Origin of the sequence: Pseudoalteromonas sp. SR43-3 (genome assembly GCF_014163875.1) — a bacterium.
In the GTDB taxonomy this organism is placed as follows: Bacteria; Pseudomonadota; Gammaproteobacteria; order Enterobacterales; family Alteromonadaceae; genus Pseudoalteromonas; species Pseudoalteromonas distincta.
The window spans coordinates 288,464-304,129 of the sequence record NZ_JACJEC010000001.1 but is presented as its reverse complement, the minus strand read 5'-3'; the positions used below and the strand labels follow the sequence as shown (position 1 = coordinate 304,129).

Sequence of the window (15,666 nt, the reverse complement as noted above, 5' to 3'; positions counted from 1 at the left end):
ATGAATTTGCATGAGTATCAGGCAAAACAACTTTTTGCCGAATATGGTTTACCAGTTTCTCAGGGTTTCGCTTGCGATACACCTGAAGAAGCTGCAGCAGCTGCTGAAAAAATCGGCGGTGATATGTGGGTTGTTAAAACTCAGGTTCACGCAGGTGGACGTGGTAAAGCTGGCGGTGTAAAGCTAGTAAAAACTATCGACGAAGTAAAAGCGTTTGCAGCTAACTGGTTGGGTAAAAACCTAGTTACTTACCAAACAGACGAGAAAGGTCAGCCAGTAGCTAAAATTTTAGTTGAAAGCTGTACTGACATTGCTAACGAATTGTACCTAGGTGCAGTAGTTGACCGTGCATCTCGCAAAGTAGTTTTCATGGCGTCTACTGAAGGCGGCGTTGAAATTGAAACTGTTGCAGAAGAAACACCAGAGCTTATCCACAAAGCTGAAATTGATCCATTAGTGGGTCCTCAAGCTTACCAAGCACGTGAGCTAGGCTTTAAATTGGGTCTTAACCCAGTACAAATGAAGCAGTTTGTTAAGATCTTTATGGGTCTTGGTAACATGTTTACTGATTTTGATTTCGCACTACTTGAGATCAACCCGTTAGTAATTACAGACGAAGGTAACCTTCACTGTCTTGACGGAAAAATCGGTATTGATGGTAATGCACTTTACCGTCAACCTAAAATCCGTGAGTTCCACGATCCATCTCAAGAAGATGCACGTGAAGCACACGCAGCAAGCTTCGAGCTTAACTACGTTGCGCTAGATGGCAATGTTGGTTGTATGGTTAACGGTGCAGGCCTAGCAATGGGTACTATGGACATCGTAAACCTACACGGCGGCAAACCGGCTAACTTCCTAGATGTTGGCGGCGGCGCGACTAAAGAACGTGTTTCTGAAGCATTCAAAATCATCCTTTCTGACGATAATGTTAAAGCTGTTTTAGTAAACATCTTTGGCGGTATTGTACGTTGTGACATGATTGCTGAAGGTATCATTGGCGCAGTTAAAGAAGTTGGCGTAAATGTACCTGTAGTTGTACGTTTAGAAGGTACTAATGCTGAATTAGGTCGTGAAGTTCTTAAGAACTCAGGTCTAGATATCATTGCTGCTGAATCACTAACAGACGCTGCTGAGAAAGTTGTTGCTGCTGCGGAGGGCAAATAATGTCTGTATTAATCAATAAAGATACAAAAGTTATCTGTCAAGGTTTCACTGGTGGCCAAGGTACTTTCCACTCAGAGCAAGCGCTTGAGTACGGTACACAAATGGTTGGTGGTGTAAGCCCAGGTAAAGGCGGTCAAACGCACCTTGGTCTTCCTGTATTCAACACAGTTCGTGATGCTGTTCAAGAAACTGGCGCAACTGCTTCAGTTATCTACGTACCAGCTCCTTTCTGTAAAGATGCAATCTTAGAAGCTATCGATGCTGGCATCGAGCTGATTGTTTGTATCACTGAAGGTATCCCTACGCTTGATATGGTTGACGTTAAAGTTAAACTAGATCAAACAGGTACTCGTATGATCGGTCCTAACTGTCCAGGTGTTATTACTCCTGGTGAGACTAAGATTGGTATCATGCCTGGTCACATCCACAAACCTGGTAAAGTAGGTATTGTTTCTCGCTCTGGTACTTTAACGTACGAAGCGGTTAAGCAAACTACTGATGCTGGTTTTGGTCAGTCTACGTGTGTTGGTATTGGTGGTGATCCAATCCCAGGTACTAACTTTATCGACGTTCTAGAAATGTTCGAAAAAGATCCACAAACTGAAGCAATCGTAATGATTGGTGAAATTGGTGGTACTGCAGAAGAAGAAGCTGCAGAGTACATCAAAGCTAACGTAACTAAACCTGTAGTATCTTACATTGCTGGTGTTACTGCACCAGAAGGTAAGCGTATGGGTCACGCTGGCGCAATCATCGCAGGCGGTAAAGGTACTGCTGATGAGAAATTTGCTGCATTAGAAGCTGCGGGCGTAAAAACTGTACGTTCACTTGCTGAAATCGGTAAAGCACTTAAAGAGAAAACAGGCTGGTAATTGCTTGTTTCCTCTGAAAAGGCCCGCTTATGCGGGCCTTTTTGTTATTGAGGTAAATTTAGAACGGATAACTAATATGCTGAAAAAAGCGTACAGACAAATCTTGTCGTTGCTTATTTATGGCCAGCTCGTTACATAATGCATGAATTGTTTTCTCTACTTGGTTCATAAAGCGGCCATAACCAATTTCATGTTTATCCTGCTGCGTTGCGACAATAACAAAATGTAGTGTTTCTACTAATTTTGTTGCTTCATAAAAATACTTAATTTGATTTTCATTTGATTCAACATCAAAACTCAACTTTTGTAACTCTGTATTACCTTCATTTTTATCTATTTTACTGTTTCGGACAATGGGTATTGCGCCATTAGCTACCATTGCACCGTGTGTTAGTTTGTTTTGTTCACATGCGCGTTTAAAACTATCTGCAAAGTAATCATAAAACTTTTCCACATCGTTATTGTTCACCATTGTTTGAAACTGTGTTTTGATGGCCCGAGAAACCGCAATGGTAAATGTTGCGTAAGTCATTTCAGCATAGTCACTAGGAATATTACATTGCCTTGATTGATAGCGAGGGTAGAGGCTTCTGAGTTTATATCCATAACTCTCTTTATTTCCCTTATCTTTAGCAAATAAATCGTAAGTTAGATGTTGGTGATCGCGAAGTTTAAATTGGGGCTGATTTATAAATAACTGTTCTTGTAAAAGGGTCAATACTTTTTGTACTCTATTGTGAAACAAAGCTGAGTTTGCACGTAAGTCTTCACCCGTGGCTAAAAACAAGAAACGTATTTTCTTACTTTTTATATTTGATGAGTAATAAATTTTATGTGCTTCGTGATAACGAGGATTATAAAAAAACAACATCTGCTTGTCGGTTTCTAGTTGATATGACTCATCATGAAAGCGTACAACCGGTAGTTTATCGTTTGCTAATAAATGTACATTATGCAGTTCATACTCATCACAACATGCAAATAATTGACGCGCAATACGCTCGTAGCAACAGTTTATAGTGCTAAAGCTATTATAAAATGCTTCATTAGGTATTATTTCAGCCAATAAATAGTGGTTAGCGCGTGCATTAGTTGGAATATATACACGGTGTTGATTAAGTGTCGCCATCTTAGAATCCTTATAAAGTAGGTTATTTAGCTACTATAATTGGCTTTGATGACCTAAATGTTGCGTTAAAACAAATTTTATTCATAAACAATTGAACAAGTGGATTAAAGTTAATCAATATCTAAAATAAACCTTAATCTATTGCTGTATGTTAGTGTATGTTTTTGTAATAATGCATTAGTTTTGTTATTACGTAATATTTAGAGGATCACACTCCTATGGCGGAAATTGAGAATCGCCCAAGTAACTTTATTAGAACCCGAATTGATGAAGACTTAGCAAGTGGCAAACATGCGACAACGCATACACGTTTTCCACCTGAACCAAATGGTTTTTTACATATTGGCCATGCCAAATCAATTTGTTTGAATTTTGGTATCGCAAAAGACTACAACGGTTTATGTAACCTACGTTTTGACGATACAAACCCTGAAAAAGAAGACATTAACTACGTTAACTCTATTAAAGAGGATGTACAGTGGTTAGGCTTTAATTGGGATGGCGACATAAAGTATTCTTCTAACTATTTTGATACTTTATATGGTTACGCAGTAGAGCTTATTGAAAAAGGCTTAGCGTACGTTTGTTTTTTAACTGCAGACGAAGCACGACAGTACCGTGGTACATTAAAAGAGCCAGGTAAAAACAGTCCTTATAGAGATACTTCAGTTGAAGAAAACCTAGCGTTATTTGAGAAAATGCGCGCTGGCGAATTCAAAGAAGGTGAATGTGTACTGCGTGCTAAAATTGATATGGCAAGCTCATTTATGGTGCTTCGCGATCCAATTATTTACCGTGTACGTTTTGCTCATCATCATCAAACAGCTGACAAGTGGTGCATTTACCCAATGTATGACTTCACTCATTGTATTTCTGATGCGCTTGAAGGTATTACACATTCATTATGTACATTAGAGTTTCAAGATAACCGTCGTTTATACGACTGGGTACTTGATAACATTAGTTTAGAGTGTCACCCCCAGCAAATTGAGTTTTCGCGCTTAAATCTTGAATACACTATTATGTCAAAGCGTAAGCTAAATGATCTAGTAGTAAATAACTATGTAGAAGGGTGGGATGACCCTCGTATGCCTACTATTGCAGGTTTACGTCGTCGTGGTTATACACCAGGTTCAATCCGTGAATTTTGTTTGCGTATTGGTGTAACAAAACAAGAGAATATGGTTGAAATGGGCATGCTTGAAGCCTGTATCCGTGAAGACTTAAACGAAAATGCACCACGTGCAATGGCTGTACTCGATCCTGTTAAAATCGTTATTGAAAACTACGATGCAGATAAAGTTGAAACTTTATCAGTGGCTAATCACCCAAATAAAGAAGAAATGGGGCGTCGTGATGTTCCATTTACTCGTGAAATCTATATTGAACGAGAAGACTTTAAAGAAGAAGCGAATAACAAATTCAAACGTCTAGTACTTGATAAAGAAGTACGCTTACGTGGTGCTTATGTTATTAAAGCGCAGCGTGTTGAAAAAGACGAAAATGGCGAAATCACAACTATCTTCTGTACTTACGACAGCGAAACACTTGGTAAAAACCCAAGTGATGGTCGTAAAGTAAAAGGTGTTATTCATTGGGTTTCAGCACCAGAGTCTATTACTGCAGAAGTTCGTTTATACGACCGCTTGTTTAGCGTACCAAATCCAGCAGCTGCAGAGGAGTTTGAAACTACGCTAAACCCGGAGTCACTGGTTGTTTTACCTAATGCTAAATTAGAACCATCGCTTGCTAATTCACAAGCAGAGCAGGGCTTTCAATTTGAGCGTACAGGTTATTTCTCTCGTGATTCTAAATCAGAGAACGTTGTATTTAATCAAACAGTGGGTCTTCGCGATTCATGGTCTAAAACTCAATAAGTAATACCAATTCGCTTAATTAAGTGATCTATTTTGAGGCTGGAAAAACGTGTTGATAGCTAGGCAAAAAATTCGCTATTTAGTTGTTCTAAATGAGCATTTTTTAACGCAGGTAGCGACACGTTTAGCCCCGCGAAATGATTAAGTATTATTGCGGATTGGTATAATACTTAAAATATACCCAGGATTTACTGGGTATATTCAATATTATCGTCTTTTAGGCACAAAAAAACCTGCACTTAGCAGGTTTTTTTATTGTTAATAAAAGCGGTATTAGCTGTTAGCGTCGCTAAATTCTTTACACGCTGCTTTATCATTACACTCACCGTATAAATACAAAGAATGGTTTGTAAGAGTAATACCATTTTCTTCAGCAATTTCTAGTTGACGACGCTCAATCATGTCATCTTCAAACTCTACTACTTTGCCACATTTCAAACATACTAAATGATCGTGGTGAGTGCTTCCAGAAAGTTCAAATACTGATTTTCCGCCTTCAAAGTGATGACGGCTTACAATACCCGCATCATCAAATTGGTTAAGTACGCGGTATACAGTTGCAAGACCAATTTCTTCACCTAGATCCAAAAGAATTTTGTAAACATCTTCAGCACTGATGTGTTGGTTATCTGGAGATTGTAAAATCTCTAATATTTTAATACGCGGTAAAGTTACTTTTAAACCGGCTTTTTTAAGTTCCAAGTTATGATCAGTCATTAAATCTGTCTCAATTTTATTTGGTTATACTAGACATCTTGCAAAGATGTACACGACACATTAGCAACAAACAGGATAACGTGCCTAAGCGTTAAGTGCAAAGAACAATTGATATATATTGCCACTAAAGCTTAAAACGCTAACTGTTTGATAATTATTTAAACAGCTAGCGATATATGCAGTAAATTAGTCAGCTAATTCACTTAAACACATTTCTTCATATACTTGAGCAGACCATGCTTTAACACGTTGTTCTGTAAGCTCTGGTTGACGGTCTTCGTCGATACCCAAACCTACAAAGTGCTTATCATCAGCCATACCTTTAGACGCTTCAAAGTCATAGCTTTCACTTGGCCAATGGCCCACAACAATAGCGCCACGTTCAGTAACAATATCGTTGATCATGCCCATTGCATCTAAAAAGTACTCAGCGTAATCTTCTTGGTCACCACAACCAAAAATAGCAACAAGTTTACCTTCAAAGTCTACTTCCTCAAGTTCTGGGAAAAAGTCATCCCAGTCACATTGAGCTTCACCGTAGTACCAAGTAGGGATACCGAATAAGATTAAATCAAATTCAGCAATCTCTTCTTTAGAGCTTTTTGCAATATCATGAACAGCCACTAGCTTTTTACCCAATTCTTTTTGGATCATTTTTGCTACGTGTTCTGTGTTACCTGTGTCACTTCCGAAAAAAATGCCTACACTTGCCATGGATTTAAAACCTTTTATGTATCAATAGCCAATCTTTCTTGTAAAATCGTTTCAATCAGCGCACTGCGGCTAATATTTTGTGCATCTGCCATATCACTCAATGCTTGATATAACTGCGATGAAACTTTAAATTCAACACGCTTTAAACCACGTGCTTTATCTCTTTTTATTTGATTACGTTTATTTACCTTTAACTGCATATCCCGAGAAAGGGGATTGGTTTTAGGTCTGCCTGGGCGTTTTTCGTATTCAAATAAATCGAGTGTAGTTCTATCTGTTTCTGACTTCGCCATGCTTAACCTACACCTGCGCCTTGCCAAAATACTTGAATAAGCCCTTTAGCAATAAAGCCTGAACAACCTAAAAAGAGCACGCCCCAAACAATGTATTGTCCGAACTTTGGCACATTGCCACTTTTTAGTACGTCTTTAATTGCCATGCCGATGAATATGAAAATACCGGCTAAGCCAAAATACAACCCTAGGGTATCAAATTCGTTAATTAACTGACTGACCATCAACGTATAACCTTTAAATTAAACGGCGCGTACTATAGCATATAAATATTCATATATTTAGTGCGCTGAATTAAAAACACGCGATTAAAATTGCTTTAAACCGCAGTTAAAAAGTCATTTATCGCTTTATTAACAGCAAGAGGCTTTTGAGCATGAAGCCAATGACCTGCGCCATGAATAATTTTAGCCTTGGTGTTTTTAAAGCGTGCTGTAATTGCAGTACGATGCTCGGGCAATATATAGTCAGAATCATTACCTTTGATGAAAAGAGTATCGCATAAACAAGAATTGTTTTCATTAACATTGGACGTGATTGTCGAATATTTTTCGTCAAGCACATTTAGGTTAAATCGCCATGCAAAATGACCTTCTTCATTTTTAGCGAGGCTTTTAAGTAAAAACTGTCGAACCCCCAGCTCTTCAATATAAGGCTGCATAATTGCATCAGCTTGCTTTCTATCGTCTATTGACTGCGTTGAAACTGCTTTTAATGCTTGTAATATTTTTGTGTGGCGAGCAGGGTAACTAACAGGTGCGATATCAAGTACAACCAATTTATTTACCAGTTCAGGGTGTGTTAGTGCTAATTCCATTGCGACTTTCCCACCCATAGAGTGACCAACTAAATGAGCTTTATCTATGTTTAAATGTGCTAATAACCCAACAATATCTTGAGCCATTGCAGGGTAGTTCATTTCATCACTATGAGGAGAAAGCCCGTGGTTGCGTAAATCAACGTTAATAACATTAAAGTGTTCACTTAATGGTTTTGCGATTACATTTAGGTTTTCTAATGATCCAAAAAGTCCGTGGATCAAAATAACATTAGGGCCTTGCCCTTGTTGCTTGTAATTTAACTGCATACACGCCTCCTGAAAATTTCGCCATAGTTTGCCGAGCATTGCTCTAAAAAGCAAAAAATACAGCGACTATTTATTAAATTGGGCTTTTGTTTGTTAAATCAACAACAATCTAGTAAATATTAATATGTTTACGGGAGTGCTTGTTGTAACTCGCATTTCTGATTGGTTTGGGTATAATCACACGGGAGAAAAAAATGTGACCCGTAATGACAGGAAGAACATGAAACAAATCGACATAGACGACGAGTTATATCAGTATATTGCAAGCAATACGCAAAGTATTGGTGAAAGTGCATCCACTATTTTACGTCGTTTATTAAATCTGAGCGGCGAAAAAATTCAAACCGCAAACGTAGAACTAACTCAAAATAATCAAACTGCGACTACGTCTACCGCCACATTAAAAAGCTCAGAGCTACCTGCTGCTGAGACTTCAAAAAAACAAACGCCTGTAGCTCACGCACCCGTGAAGCAAAAAAGCGATAATGTTTTTAATGTATTAAATAAAGAAGAGCTGGCAATGCAAAAGGGTGTTGTTGGGCGCTTTTTGTTTATTTTAAGTGCATTTTACCGCACACATAAAACTGATTTTTCGGCTGTACTAGATATAAAAGGGCGTGACCGTGTTTACTTTGCTACTAGTAAAGAAGCTTTAGTAAATAGCGGTAGTAGTATGAACCCTAAAAACATAACTGATAGTGAATATTGGGTTATGACAAATTCTAATACAACGCGTAAAAAAATGATGCTTCATGAAGTTGCTCTTTGCCTTGGATATAGTGCAGAGCAAGCTGAAAAAATTCGCGATTACCTGTAAGGAAATATAATGGCTATTCACTCAGGCGCAGGCAAAACTGCTCCACAATCAGCACTGGTTAACGTACCTAAATTAGTATCTGCGTATTACTTAAACGAACCTGATCTTGAACAAAATCCAGAGCATTGTGTTGCTTTTGGTACATCAGGCCACCGTGGTTGTTCTTACGATGTTAAATTTAACGAGTCACACATTTTAGCGATTACTCAGGCTATTTGTGATTATAGAAAACAAAATGATATTTTTGGTCCGTTATTTTTAGGTAAAGATACACACGCACTGAGTGAGGCTGCATTTAATTCAGCTATTGAAGTTTTAGTTGCTAACGAAGTGCAAGTGATAACGCAAGAAAACGGTGACTTTACACCAACGCCAGTTATCAGCCACGCCATAGTTAGCCATAACAAGCTACACCCAAATGAGCTTGCAGACGGGATTGTTGTTACGCCTTCGCATAACCCTCCTGAAGATGGTGGCTTTAAATACAACCCACCTAATGGCGGACCTGCTGATACCGACGTTACTAAATGGATTGAAGACAGAGCAAATCAACTTTTATTAGAAGACTTGGTTGAAGTTGAGTTATTCCCATTCGCTAAAGCTTCACGTTCAGGCTTTATCCGCTACGAAGATTTAATGACTCCTTATATTGATGATTTAGCAAATATCGTTAATTTAAAAGCCATTAGCGATGCAGGTATCAAAATTGGTATTGATCCACTAGGTGGTTCAGGTATTAATTTTTGGCCTGTTATTGCTAAAAAATATAATTTAGATTTAACCGTAGTTAATGATGTTGTTGACCCACGTTTTGCTTTTATGCCACTTGATAAAGACGGCAAAATTCGTATGGATTGTTCATCACCTTATTCAATGGCGAACCTTATTGCATTAAAAGATGATTTTGATGTGTCTATTGGTAACGACCCTGACTACGATCGCCACGGTATTGTAACGCCAGATGGTTTAATGAATCCAAACCACTTTTTAGCAGTGGCAATTGATTACTTACTTAAACACCGTGATTGGAATGAAACAGTAGAGATTGGTAAAACACTGGTTTCTAGCTCTATGATCGATAAAGTAGCAGCGCGCAATAATCGTAAAGTAAAAGAAGTACCCGTAGGCTTTAAATGGTTTGTTGAAGGCTTAAGCAAAGGCAAGCTTGCTTTTGGTGGCGAAGAAAGCGCAGGTGCTGCATTCTTACGTTTTGATGGCTCTGTATGGTGTACAGATAAAGACGGCTTTATTATGGGACTACTTGCTGCAGAAATACTTGCAGTAACAGGTAAAACTCCATCAGCGCTTTATAAAGAACTAGAACAAGAGTTTGGTTCTCCAATTTATAAACGCCTTGATGCACCGGCCTCAAGCGGCCAAAAGTCACGTTTAAAAGCATTGAGTGCTTCTGATGTTAAAGCAGATACACTTGCTGGCGAACCTATTTTGCAAAAACTGACTCATGCACCAGGTAACGATGCGGCAATTGGTGGTTTAAAAGTGGTCACTGAAAATGGCTGGTTTGCAGCGCGTCCATCAGGTACTGAAGATATTTATAAAATATACCTTGAATCATTTAAAGGTGAAGAGCATTTAGCGTTACTTGAAAAAGAAGCTAAAAAGTTAGTCGATTCTGTGATCAGCTAACACTGCTTAAACTATTTTAAAACGGCTGATTTATTCAGCCGTTTTTGTTTCTATACCTTTACCTTGTGCATATATATGCATAAGAGTTTACTCTCACATTATTTTTAAAGGGCTTATTACATGTCAGCCAATCCATCTTACTTAAATGAATTAAAACAAACGGGCGATTTTTTAACGCTTAGCCGTAATAACGAATGGCATTTAGATGCAGGTGAATTTGTTTTAGATAATGGGACTTGTGTAAATATACACGATACCGGTGTAATTGAGTTTCAACCTGCTGTTAAAACAAGCAAAGATGTAATTTATTCAAGCGCTGTACACGGTAACGAAACTGCGCCAATTGAAATTTGTGATGCGCTCATTAAACAAATTATAAAAGGTGAGTTAGTCCTTAAGCAGCGTGTTTTATTTATTTATGGTAATCCACAATCAATTAATATTGGCCTGCGTTTTGTAGAAGAAAACTTAAATAGATTATTTAATGGTCACCATACAGTTGAAGGTGTACCAATGAATAATGAACGAAACCGCGCTGCAAAGCTTGAGCAATACGTAAGTGACTTTTATGCTCGTGGCCAGCAATGCAGTAGCCGATGTCATTACGACTTACACACTGCAATTAGAGGCTCTAAAAACGAAAAATTTGCTGTGTATCCATTTTTACATGGTAAGCCATGGAAAAAGTCACAGTTACAATTTTTATTGAGCTGTGGTGTAAATACCGTACTTATGATGAAATCACCCGCAACAACGTTTAGCTATTATTCGTCGTTTGTTCATGGTGCAGACTCGTTTACAGTAGAGCTGGGTCAAGTTAAGCCATTTGGCCAAAATGATATGACCCGCTTTGAAAAAACAAAGCAAACATTAACTGCATTAATTAGCCAAAATGAAGTTAAATACCCTGATTTTAATGCAAGTGAGTTTGAGTTATTTGCAGTGCACCGCACAATTAATAGAACGCAGGATGATTTTAGTTTCCCTTTTTCTGATGATGCAGAGAACTTTACTGGCTTTGCGAAAGGTGAACTACTTGCAACCGACGGTGATACAGCGATTTACGCTGACGTTGAAGGTGAGGCTATTATATTTCCAAATGCGAGAGTAGCATTTGGCCAAAGAGCACTGCTTACTGTTATTCCAATGGATATTGATAGCAATTTCGTCTAATTGAACTCATCAGACCACTGGTGGCTTCAAGTTAACTATATGATTACTATTAATTAAAGTAACCGTATCGTTAACTTGCCACTTATTTAACCTGTATTTGCTTTTGTTTCGTCCCAGATGTGTTGAATAACACTTTACGTTAACGTAAAGTGTTGGCAGCTTTAATTAAAGATAGTGCAGATGTTGCAAAGTTTAACCAGCAACAATCACCCACAATAATAATTTAAAGGGGCACTATTTTACCGACAACAAAAGAAGGTAGGTTATGAGTAATCCAAATAACGTATCGCTGAATATTAACCACGAGCTTGAATTTATTGATGGCCAAGCACTTAATATTCCAACCCTTAGTATTTTAACTGAGGACGGCGACATTCATCCTAGTGCAACCGCACCTGATATTTCAAAACATACCGCTATTAAGTTATATGAAACAATGCGTTTTATACGTTTGTTAGATGAACGTATGCAAGGCGCGCAGCGCCAAGGTCGTGTTAGTTTTTATATGCAATGCCTAGGCGAAGAAGCCGCAGTTACAGCCTCTGCTGCTGCACTTGATCAAGACGATATGATCATGGCTCAATATCGTGAACAAGCTGCCCTGCATTATCGTGGCTTTACGCTTGATCAATTTATGAACCAAATGTTCTCAAATGAATTGGATTTAGGTAAAGGTCGCCAAATGCCAATCCATTATGGTTCTAAAGCGCTAAACTACATGACGATTTCATCGCCACTGGGTACGCAAATACCACAGGCCACAGGTTATGCATATGGTCAAAAAATAAAGCATATCGACGCTAAAACAGGTGAGCTTGCAAGCACAATTGATAACGTGACTATTTGTTACTTTGGTGAAGGTGCTGCATCAGAAGGTGACTTTCATGCGGGCTTAAATATGGCGGCTGTTCACAAAGCGCCGGTTATATTTTTTGCACGTAATAACGGCTATGCCATATCTACCCCTGCTGATGAACAGTTTAAAGGCGATGGTATTGCGTCGCGTGGTGTGGGTTATGGCATTAAAACAATTCGTGTTGATGGCACAGATGCACTTGCAGTGTATGCGGCGACTAAAAAAGGACGCGAAATAGCCTCAACACAAGGTGAGCCTGTGCTTATTGAATCGATTGCTTATCGATTAGGCGCGCATTCTACCTCAGACGATCCCAGTGGTTATCGCTCTAAAGATGAAGAAGCAAATAATCAAATCTGTCCTATTGATAAATTTAGAAAATGGTTGGTCAAGCAAGATTGGTTAAACGAAGAGGACGACATAAAAGCAAAAGAGTCGATTCGTGAAGAAATTTTAGCAGCGCTTAAGCGTGCTGAAGTTGTTGCCAAGCCCGCTTTAGAAGAATTGGTATCTGACGTTTACGATACACCAATTCCGTTATTGCAACGTCAGTACGAGCAATTAAAAGAACATATAAAACAGCATCCAGATGCTTACCCAGTAACCGCAGGGAGAATTAAGTAATGGCTAAAATGAACATGCTCCACGCAATTAACTCTGCCCTCGATATTACGATGAACGAACACCCTCAAGCCTGTATTTTTGGCGAAGATGTTGGTTACTTCGGTGGTGTATTTAGAGCAACATCAGGTTTGCAAGAAAAGTACGGTAAGCATCGCGTTTTTAATACGCCTTTAACTGAACAAGGTATTTTAGGCTTTGCTAATGGTTTAGCGGCATTTGGTGCGCCTGCATTGGCAGAAATTCAATTTGCTGATTATATTTTCCCAGCGTTTGATCAAATAGTAAATGAAGCCGCTAAATTTCGTTATCGCAGTGGTAATGAATTTAATGTAGGTAACTTAACTATTCGTACGCCTTATGGCGGTGGTATTGCTGGTGGCTTATATCACTCGCAATCACCCGAAGCTTATTTTGCACATACACCGGGCTTAAAAGTGGTTGTACCGCGTAACCCTTATCAAGCTAAGGGTTTATTACGTGCCTCTATTAAAGATGATAACCCTGTCATATTTTTTGAGCCTAAGCGTTTATATCGTGCATCAACAGGCGAAGTGCCAGAAGAAGATTATAGTATTGAATTAGGCACGGCTGAAGTAGTACAAGAGGGTACCGATATTACGCTTTTAGCGTGGGGTGCTCAAATGGAGATTATTGAAGAGGCAGCACAGCAAGCAAGCGAGCAAGGTATAAGCTGTGAAGTAATAGATCTTCGTAGTATTTTACCATGGGATGTTGAAACGATTGCTAAATCGGTTATTAAAACCGGCCGTTTAATCGTGAGCCATGAAGCGCCTATAACTAATGGCTTTGGTGCCGAGATAGCAGCAACAATACAACAAGAGTGTTTCTTGCATTTAGAGTCACCAATTTTACGTGTATGTGGTCTAGATACACCATACCCGTTGGCACTTGAAAAAGAATACGTACCGGACGCACTAAAAGTGTTGGCTGCAATTAAACAATCAATGGATTTTTAGGGGTTACCATGGCGAAAGATTTTATATTACCCGATATTGGTGAAGGCATTGTTGAATGCGAAGTTGTTGAGTGGCTAGTTCAAGAGGGTGATACCGTATCTGAGGATCAGCCAATTTGTGATGTGATGACAGACAAAGCATTAGTACAAATTCCGGCAGTGCATGATGGCATTATTACAAAGCTATATTATCAAAAAGGTGAAATTGCTAAAGTACATGCTCCTTTATTTGCTATGGATGTAACTGGTGATAGTACGAGTAATGAAGTAGTAGAAGAGCCAGTTCAAGCTGAAAATCAAACTAATAACAATGCATCTGATGTAGTTGAGGACTTTATACTACCAGATATTGGTGAAGGTATTGTCGAATGTGAGATTGTTGATTGGTTAGTCGCAGAAGGCGATGAAATAGAAGAAGACCAAGCGGTTTGTGACGTAATGACCGACAAAGCATTAGTACAAATTCCGGCAAAATATACAGGCACAGTAAAAAAACTATATTACCAAAAAGGTGAAATAGCAAAAGTACATAGCCCGTTGTTTCAAATGACAATTGCAGGCAGTGCAGTAAAGCCAAATGTTGATATAAACCAAGCGGTCGTAAAGGCTCAAACTAATGCTGTAGTTGAAAAAACAGCACCAGTTGAAACGCAACAAGCTGCTAAAGTTATCAATCAAAAAGCGGTTGCATCACCTGCGGTTCGTCGTAAAGCACGTGAGCTAGATGTTGATTTAACGTGCGTACCAGGTAGTGGTAAAAATGGACGTATTTACAAGCAAGATATTGAAGAGTTTGTAAAAGGCGAAGTGCCAAATACTATTGATACTTCACCGCTTAATAGCGATGCTTCTCAAAGTGCAGTACAAAACCAAACACAGAATCAAAGCGGTGGCGTACGAGTAGAGCAAATTAAAGGCATTAAAGCGGCCATGGCCAAGCAAATGTTGGCTTCGGTTTCAACTATTCCGCACTTTACGTTTAGTGATGAAATCGACTTAACACAGCTTATAGCTTTGCGCAGCTCCTTAAAAGAGCAGTACAAAGCACAAGGCGTTAAGCTCACCATGATGCCATTTTTTGTAAAAGCACTCTCGCTAGCAATGAAAGAGTACCCTGTACTGAATTCAAAAGTGAATGATGATTGCTCAGAGCTTACCTATTATAACGATCATAATATTGGTATAGCAGTTGATTCAAAAATTGGCTTGTTAGTGCCTAATATTAAGTCGTGCCAGAGTAAGAGCATTGTTGATGTGGCAAGTGATTTAACCCGCTTAACTCATTCTGCGCGAGAAGGGCGTGTTGCACCGGATGATTTAAAAGGAGGGACGATTAGCATCTCTAATATTGGTGCAATTGGCGGCACTATCGCAACCCCCATCATTAATAAACCAGAAGTGGCTATTGTTGCATTGGGTAAACTGCAGCACTTACCGCGTTTTGATGAAAGTGGCCAAGTTGTGAGTAAAGCTATTATGCAAGTGAGTTGGTCTGGCGATCATCGCGTTATTGATGGCGGCACTATTGCACGCTTTAATAACCTATGGAAATCGTACTTAGAAAATCCTTCGGCAATGATGATGGCAATGAGTTAATAATATAATTGTTTAACTAGGGCGTGTTGATCTTTGATGGTTGAGTTTACAGCAGTATGTTTGGTTTTTAGGCAAGCCAGAGCCTATGAAGTGTGGTTACTCCCCATAAATAGGCGATAAC

The 15,666-nt window shown here is 38.9% G+C and carries 15 protein-coding genes; 9 read left to right on the top strand and 6 right to left on the bottom strand.

The genetic code is table 11. The annotated features are described in order from the left end of the window. A complete protein-coding gene (gene sucC / locus H5088_RS01330) occupies window positions 1-1,167 on the top strand; it encodes an ADP-forming succinate--CoA ligase subunit beta (protein ID WP_002961809.1) in 1,167 nt (388 codons plus the stop codon). Next, window positions 1,167-2,039 carry a succinate--CoA ligase subunit alpha gene (gene sucD / locus H5088_RS01325; protein WP_002961811.1) on the top strand — a complete coding sequence of 291 codons (873 nt, stop codon included), beginning with the start codon at window positions 1,167-1,169 and terminating at the stop codon, window positions 2,037-2,039. Before sucC ends, sucD begins: the two co-directional genes overlap by 1 nt. A gap of 58 nt (window positions 2,040-2,097) precedes the next feature. Here sucD and H5088_RS01320 read toward each other — a convergent pair whose 3' ends face one another. After that, window positions 2,098-3,168 (bottom strand): DUF3083 family protein, encoded by a 1,071-nt coding sequence (locus tag H5088_RS01320; protein ID WP_182752033.1) that lies wholly within the window; start codon window positions 3,166-3,168, stop codon window positions 2,098-2,100. 218 nt (window positions 3,169-3,386) lie between these two features. Here H5088_RS01320 and glnS point away from each other — a divergent pair, with 218 nt between their 5' ends. Further along, window positions 3,387-5,045: a glutamine--tRNA ligase gene (gene glnS, locus H5088_RS01315; protein ID WP_182711204.1), complete on the top strand. Its 1,659-nt coding sequence runs from the start codon at window positions 3,387-3,389 to the stop codon at window positions 5,043-5,045. 273 nt (window positions 5,046-5,318) lie between these two features. Here glnS and fur read toward each other — a convergent pair whose 3' ends face one another. From fur to H5088_RS01290, 5 genes are all read right to left on the bottom strand, one after another. After that, entirely contained in the window at window positions 5,319-5,762 is a 444-nt protein-coding gene (fur, locus tag H5088_RS01310) for a ferric iron uptake transcriptional regulator (protein WP_002962922.1), read from the bottom strand. A 186-nt stretch (window positions 5,763-5,948) separates the two neighbouring features. After that, entirely contained in the window at window positions 5,949-6,476 is a 528-nt protein-coding gene (fldA, locus tag H5088_RS01305; protein ID WP_007586856.1) for a flavodoxin FldA, read from the bottom strand. 14 nt (window positions 6,477-6,490) lie between these two features. Then, window positions 6,491-6,769, bottom strand: coding sequence for a LexA regulated protein (ybfE, locus tag H5088_RS01300; protein ID WP_002962928.1), 279 nt, complete (start codon window positions 6,767-6,769; stop codon window positions 6,491-6,493). 2 nt (window positions 6,770-6,771) lie between these two features. Further along, window positions 6,772-6,993: a DUF2788 domain-containing protein gene (locus H5088_RS01295; RefSeq protein ID WP_002962930.1), complete on the bottom strand. Its 222-nt coding sequence runs from the start codon at window positions 6,991-6,993 to the stop codon at window positions 6,772-6,774. Window positions 6,994-7,088: 95 nt separating this feature from the next. Then, a complete protein-coding gene (locus tag H5088_RS01290; protein WP_182752032.1) occupies window positions 7,089-7,856 on the bottom strand; it encodes an alpha/beta fold hydrolase in 768 nt (255 codons plus the stop codon). Between the two features lie 220 nt (window positions 7,857-8,076). On the opposite strand from H5088_RS01290, the gene seqA reads away from it, so the two are divergent. From seqA to H5088_RS01260, 6 genes are all read left to right on the top strand, one after another. Beyond that, entirely contained in the window at window positions 8,077-8,673 is a 597-nt protein-coding gene (seqA, locus tag H5088_RS01285; protein WP_002962932.1) for a replication initiation negative regulator SeqA, read from the top strand. Between the two features lie 9 nt (window positions 8,674-8,682). After that, on the top strand, window positions 8,683-10,320 hold the full coding sequence (gene pgm / locus H5088_RS01280; protein ID WP_002962933.1) for a phosphoglucomutase (alpha-D-glucose-1,6-bisphosphate-dependent): 1,638 nt from the start codon (window positions 8,683-8,685) through the stop codon (window positions 10,318-10,320). 120 nt (window positions 10,321-10,440) lie between these two features. Beyond that, the gene (gene astE, locus H5088_RS01275) at window positions 10,441-11,493 is read left to right on the top strand and encodes a succinylglutamate desuccinylase (RefSeq protein WP_182752031.1); all 1,053 of its coding nucleotides are present in this window, start codon (window positions 10,441-10,443) and stop codon (window positions 11,491-11,493) included. A 265-nt stretch (window positions 11,494-11,758) separates the two neighbouring features. Continuing rightward, on the top strand, window positions 11,759-12,973 hold the full coding sequence (locus H5088_RS01270; RefSeq protein WP_182752030.1) for a thiamine pyrophosphate-dependent dehydrogenase E1 component subunit alpha: 1,215 nt from the start codon (window positions 11,759-11,761) through the stop codon (window positions 12,971-12,973). Continuing rightward, a complete protein-coding gene (locus H5088_RS01265; RefSeq protein WP_165723475.1) occupies window positions 12,973-13,950 on the top strand; it encodes an alpha-ketoacid dehydrogenase subunit beta in 978 nt (325 codons plus the stop codon). Before H5088_RS01270 ends, H5088_RS01265 begins: the two co-directional genes overlap by 1 nt. Before the next feature lie 8 nt (window positions 13,951-13,958). Next, window positions 13,959-15,545, top strand: coding sequence for a dihydrolipoyllysine-residue acetyltransferase (locus tag H5088_RS01260; protein ID WP_182752029.1), 1,587 nt, complete (start codon window positions 13,959-13,961; stop codon window positions 15,543-15,545). Window positions 15,546-15,666: the final 121 nt, after the last annotated feature.

What these genes read in the sequence shown, in the direction of transcription:
- sucC (WP_002961809.1), top strand. Translation starts at nt 1, where the DNA reads ATGAATTTGCATGAGTATCAGGCAAAACAACTTTTTGCCGAATATGGT.
- sucD (WP_002961811.1), top strand. Translation starts at nt 1,167, where the DNA reads ATGTCTGTATTAATCAATAAAGATACAAAAGTTATCTGTCAAGGTTTC.
- H5088_RS01320 (WP_182752033.1), bottom strand. Translation starts at nt 3,168, where the DNA reads ATGGCGACACTTAATCAACACCGTGTATATATTCCAACTAATGCACGC.
- glnS (WP_182711204.1), top strand. Translation starts at nt 3,387, where the DNA reads ATGGCGGAAATTGAGAATCGCCCAAGTAACTTTATTAGAACCCGAATT.
- fur (WP_002962922.1), bottom strand. Translation starts at nt 5,762, where the DNA reads ATGACTGATCATAACTTGGAACTTAAAAAAGCCGGTTTAAAAGTAACT.
- fldA (WP_007586856.1), bottom strand. Translation starts at nt 6,476, where the DNA reads ATGGCAAGTGTAGGCATTTTTTTCGGAAGTGACACAGGTAACACAGAA.
- ybfE (WP_002962928.1), bottom strand. Translation starts at nt 6,769, where the DNA reads ATGGCGAAGTCAGAAACAGATAGAACTACACTCGATTTATTTGAATAC.
- H5088_RS01295 (WP_002962930.1), bottom strand. Translation starts at nt 6,993, where the DNA reads ATGGTCAGTCAGTTAATTAACGAATTTGATACCCTAGGGTTGTATTTT.
- H5088_RS01290 (WP_182752032.1), bottom strand. Translation starts at nt 7,856, where the DNA reads ATGCAGTTAAATTACAAGCAACAAGGGCAAGGCCCTAATGTTATTTTG.
- seqA (WP_002962932.1), top strand. Translation starts at nt 8,077, where the DNA reads ATGAAACAAATCGACATAGACGACGAGTTATATCAGTATATTGCAAGC.
- pgm (WP_002962933.1), top strand. Translation starts at nt 8,683, where the DNA reads ATGGCTATTCACTCAGGCGCAGGCAAAACTGCTCCACAATCAGCACTG.
- astE (WP_182752031.1), top strand. Translation starts at nt 10,441, where the DNA reads ATGTCAGCCAATCCATCTTACTTAAATGAATTAAAACAAACGGGCGAT.
- H5088_RS01270 (WP_182752030.1), top strand. Translation starts at nt 11,759, where the DNA reads ATGAGTAATCCAAATAACGTATCGCTGAATATTAACCACGAGCTTGAA.
- H5088_RS01265 (WP_165723475.1), top strand. Translation starts at nt 12,973, where the DNA reads ATGGCTAAAATGAACATGCTCCACGCAATTAACTCTGCCCTCGATATT.
- H5088_RS01260 (WP_182752029.1), top strand. Translation starts at nt 13,959, where the DNA reads ATGGCGAAAGATTTTATATTACCCGATATTGGTGAAGGCATTGTTGAA.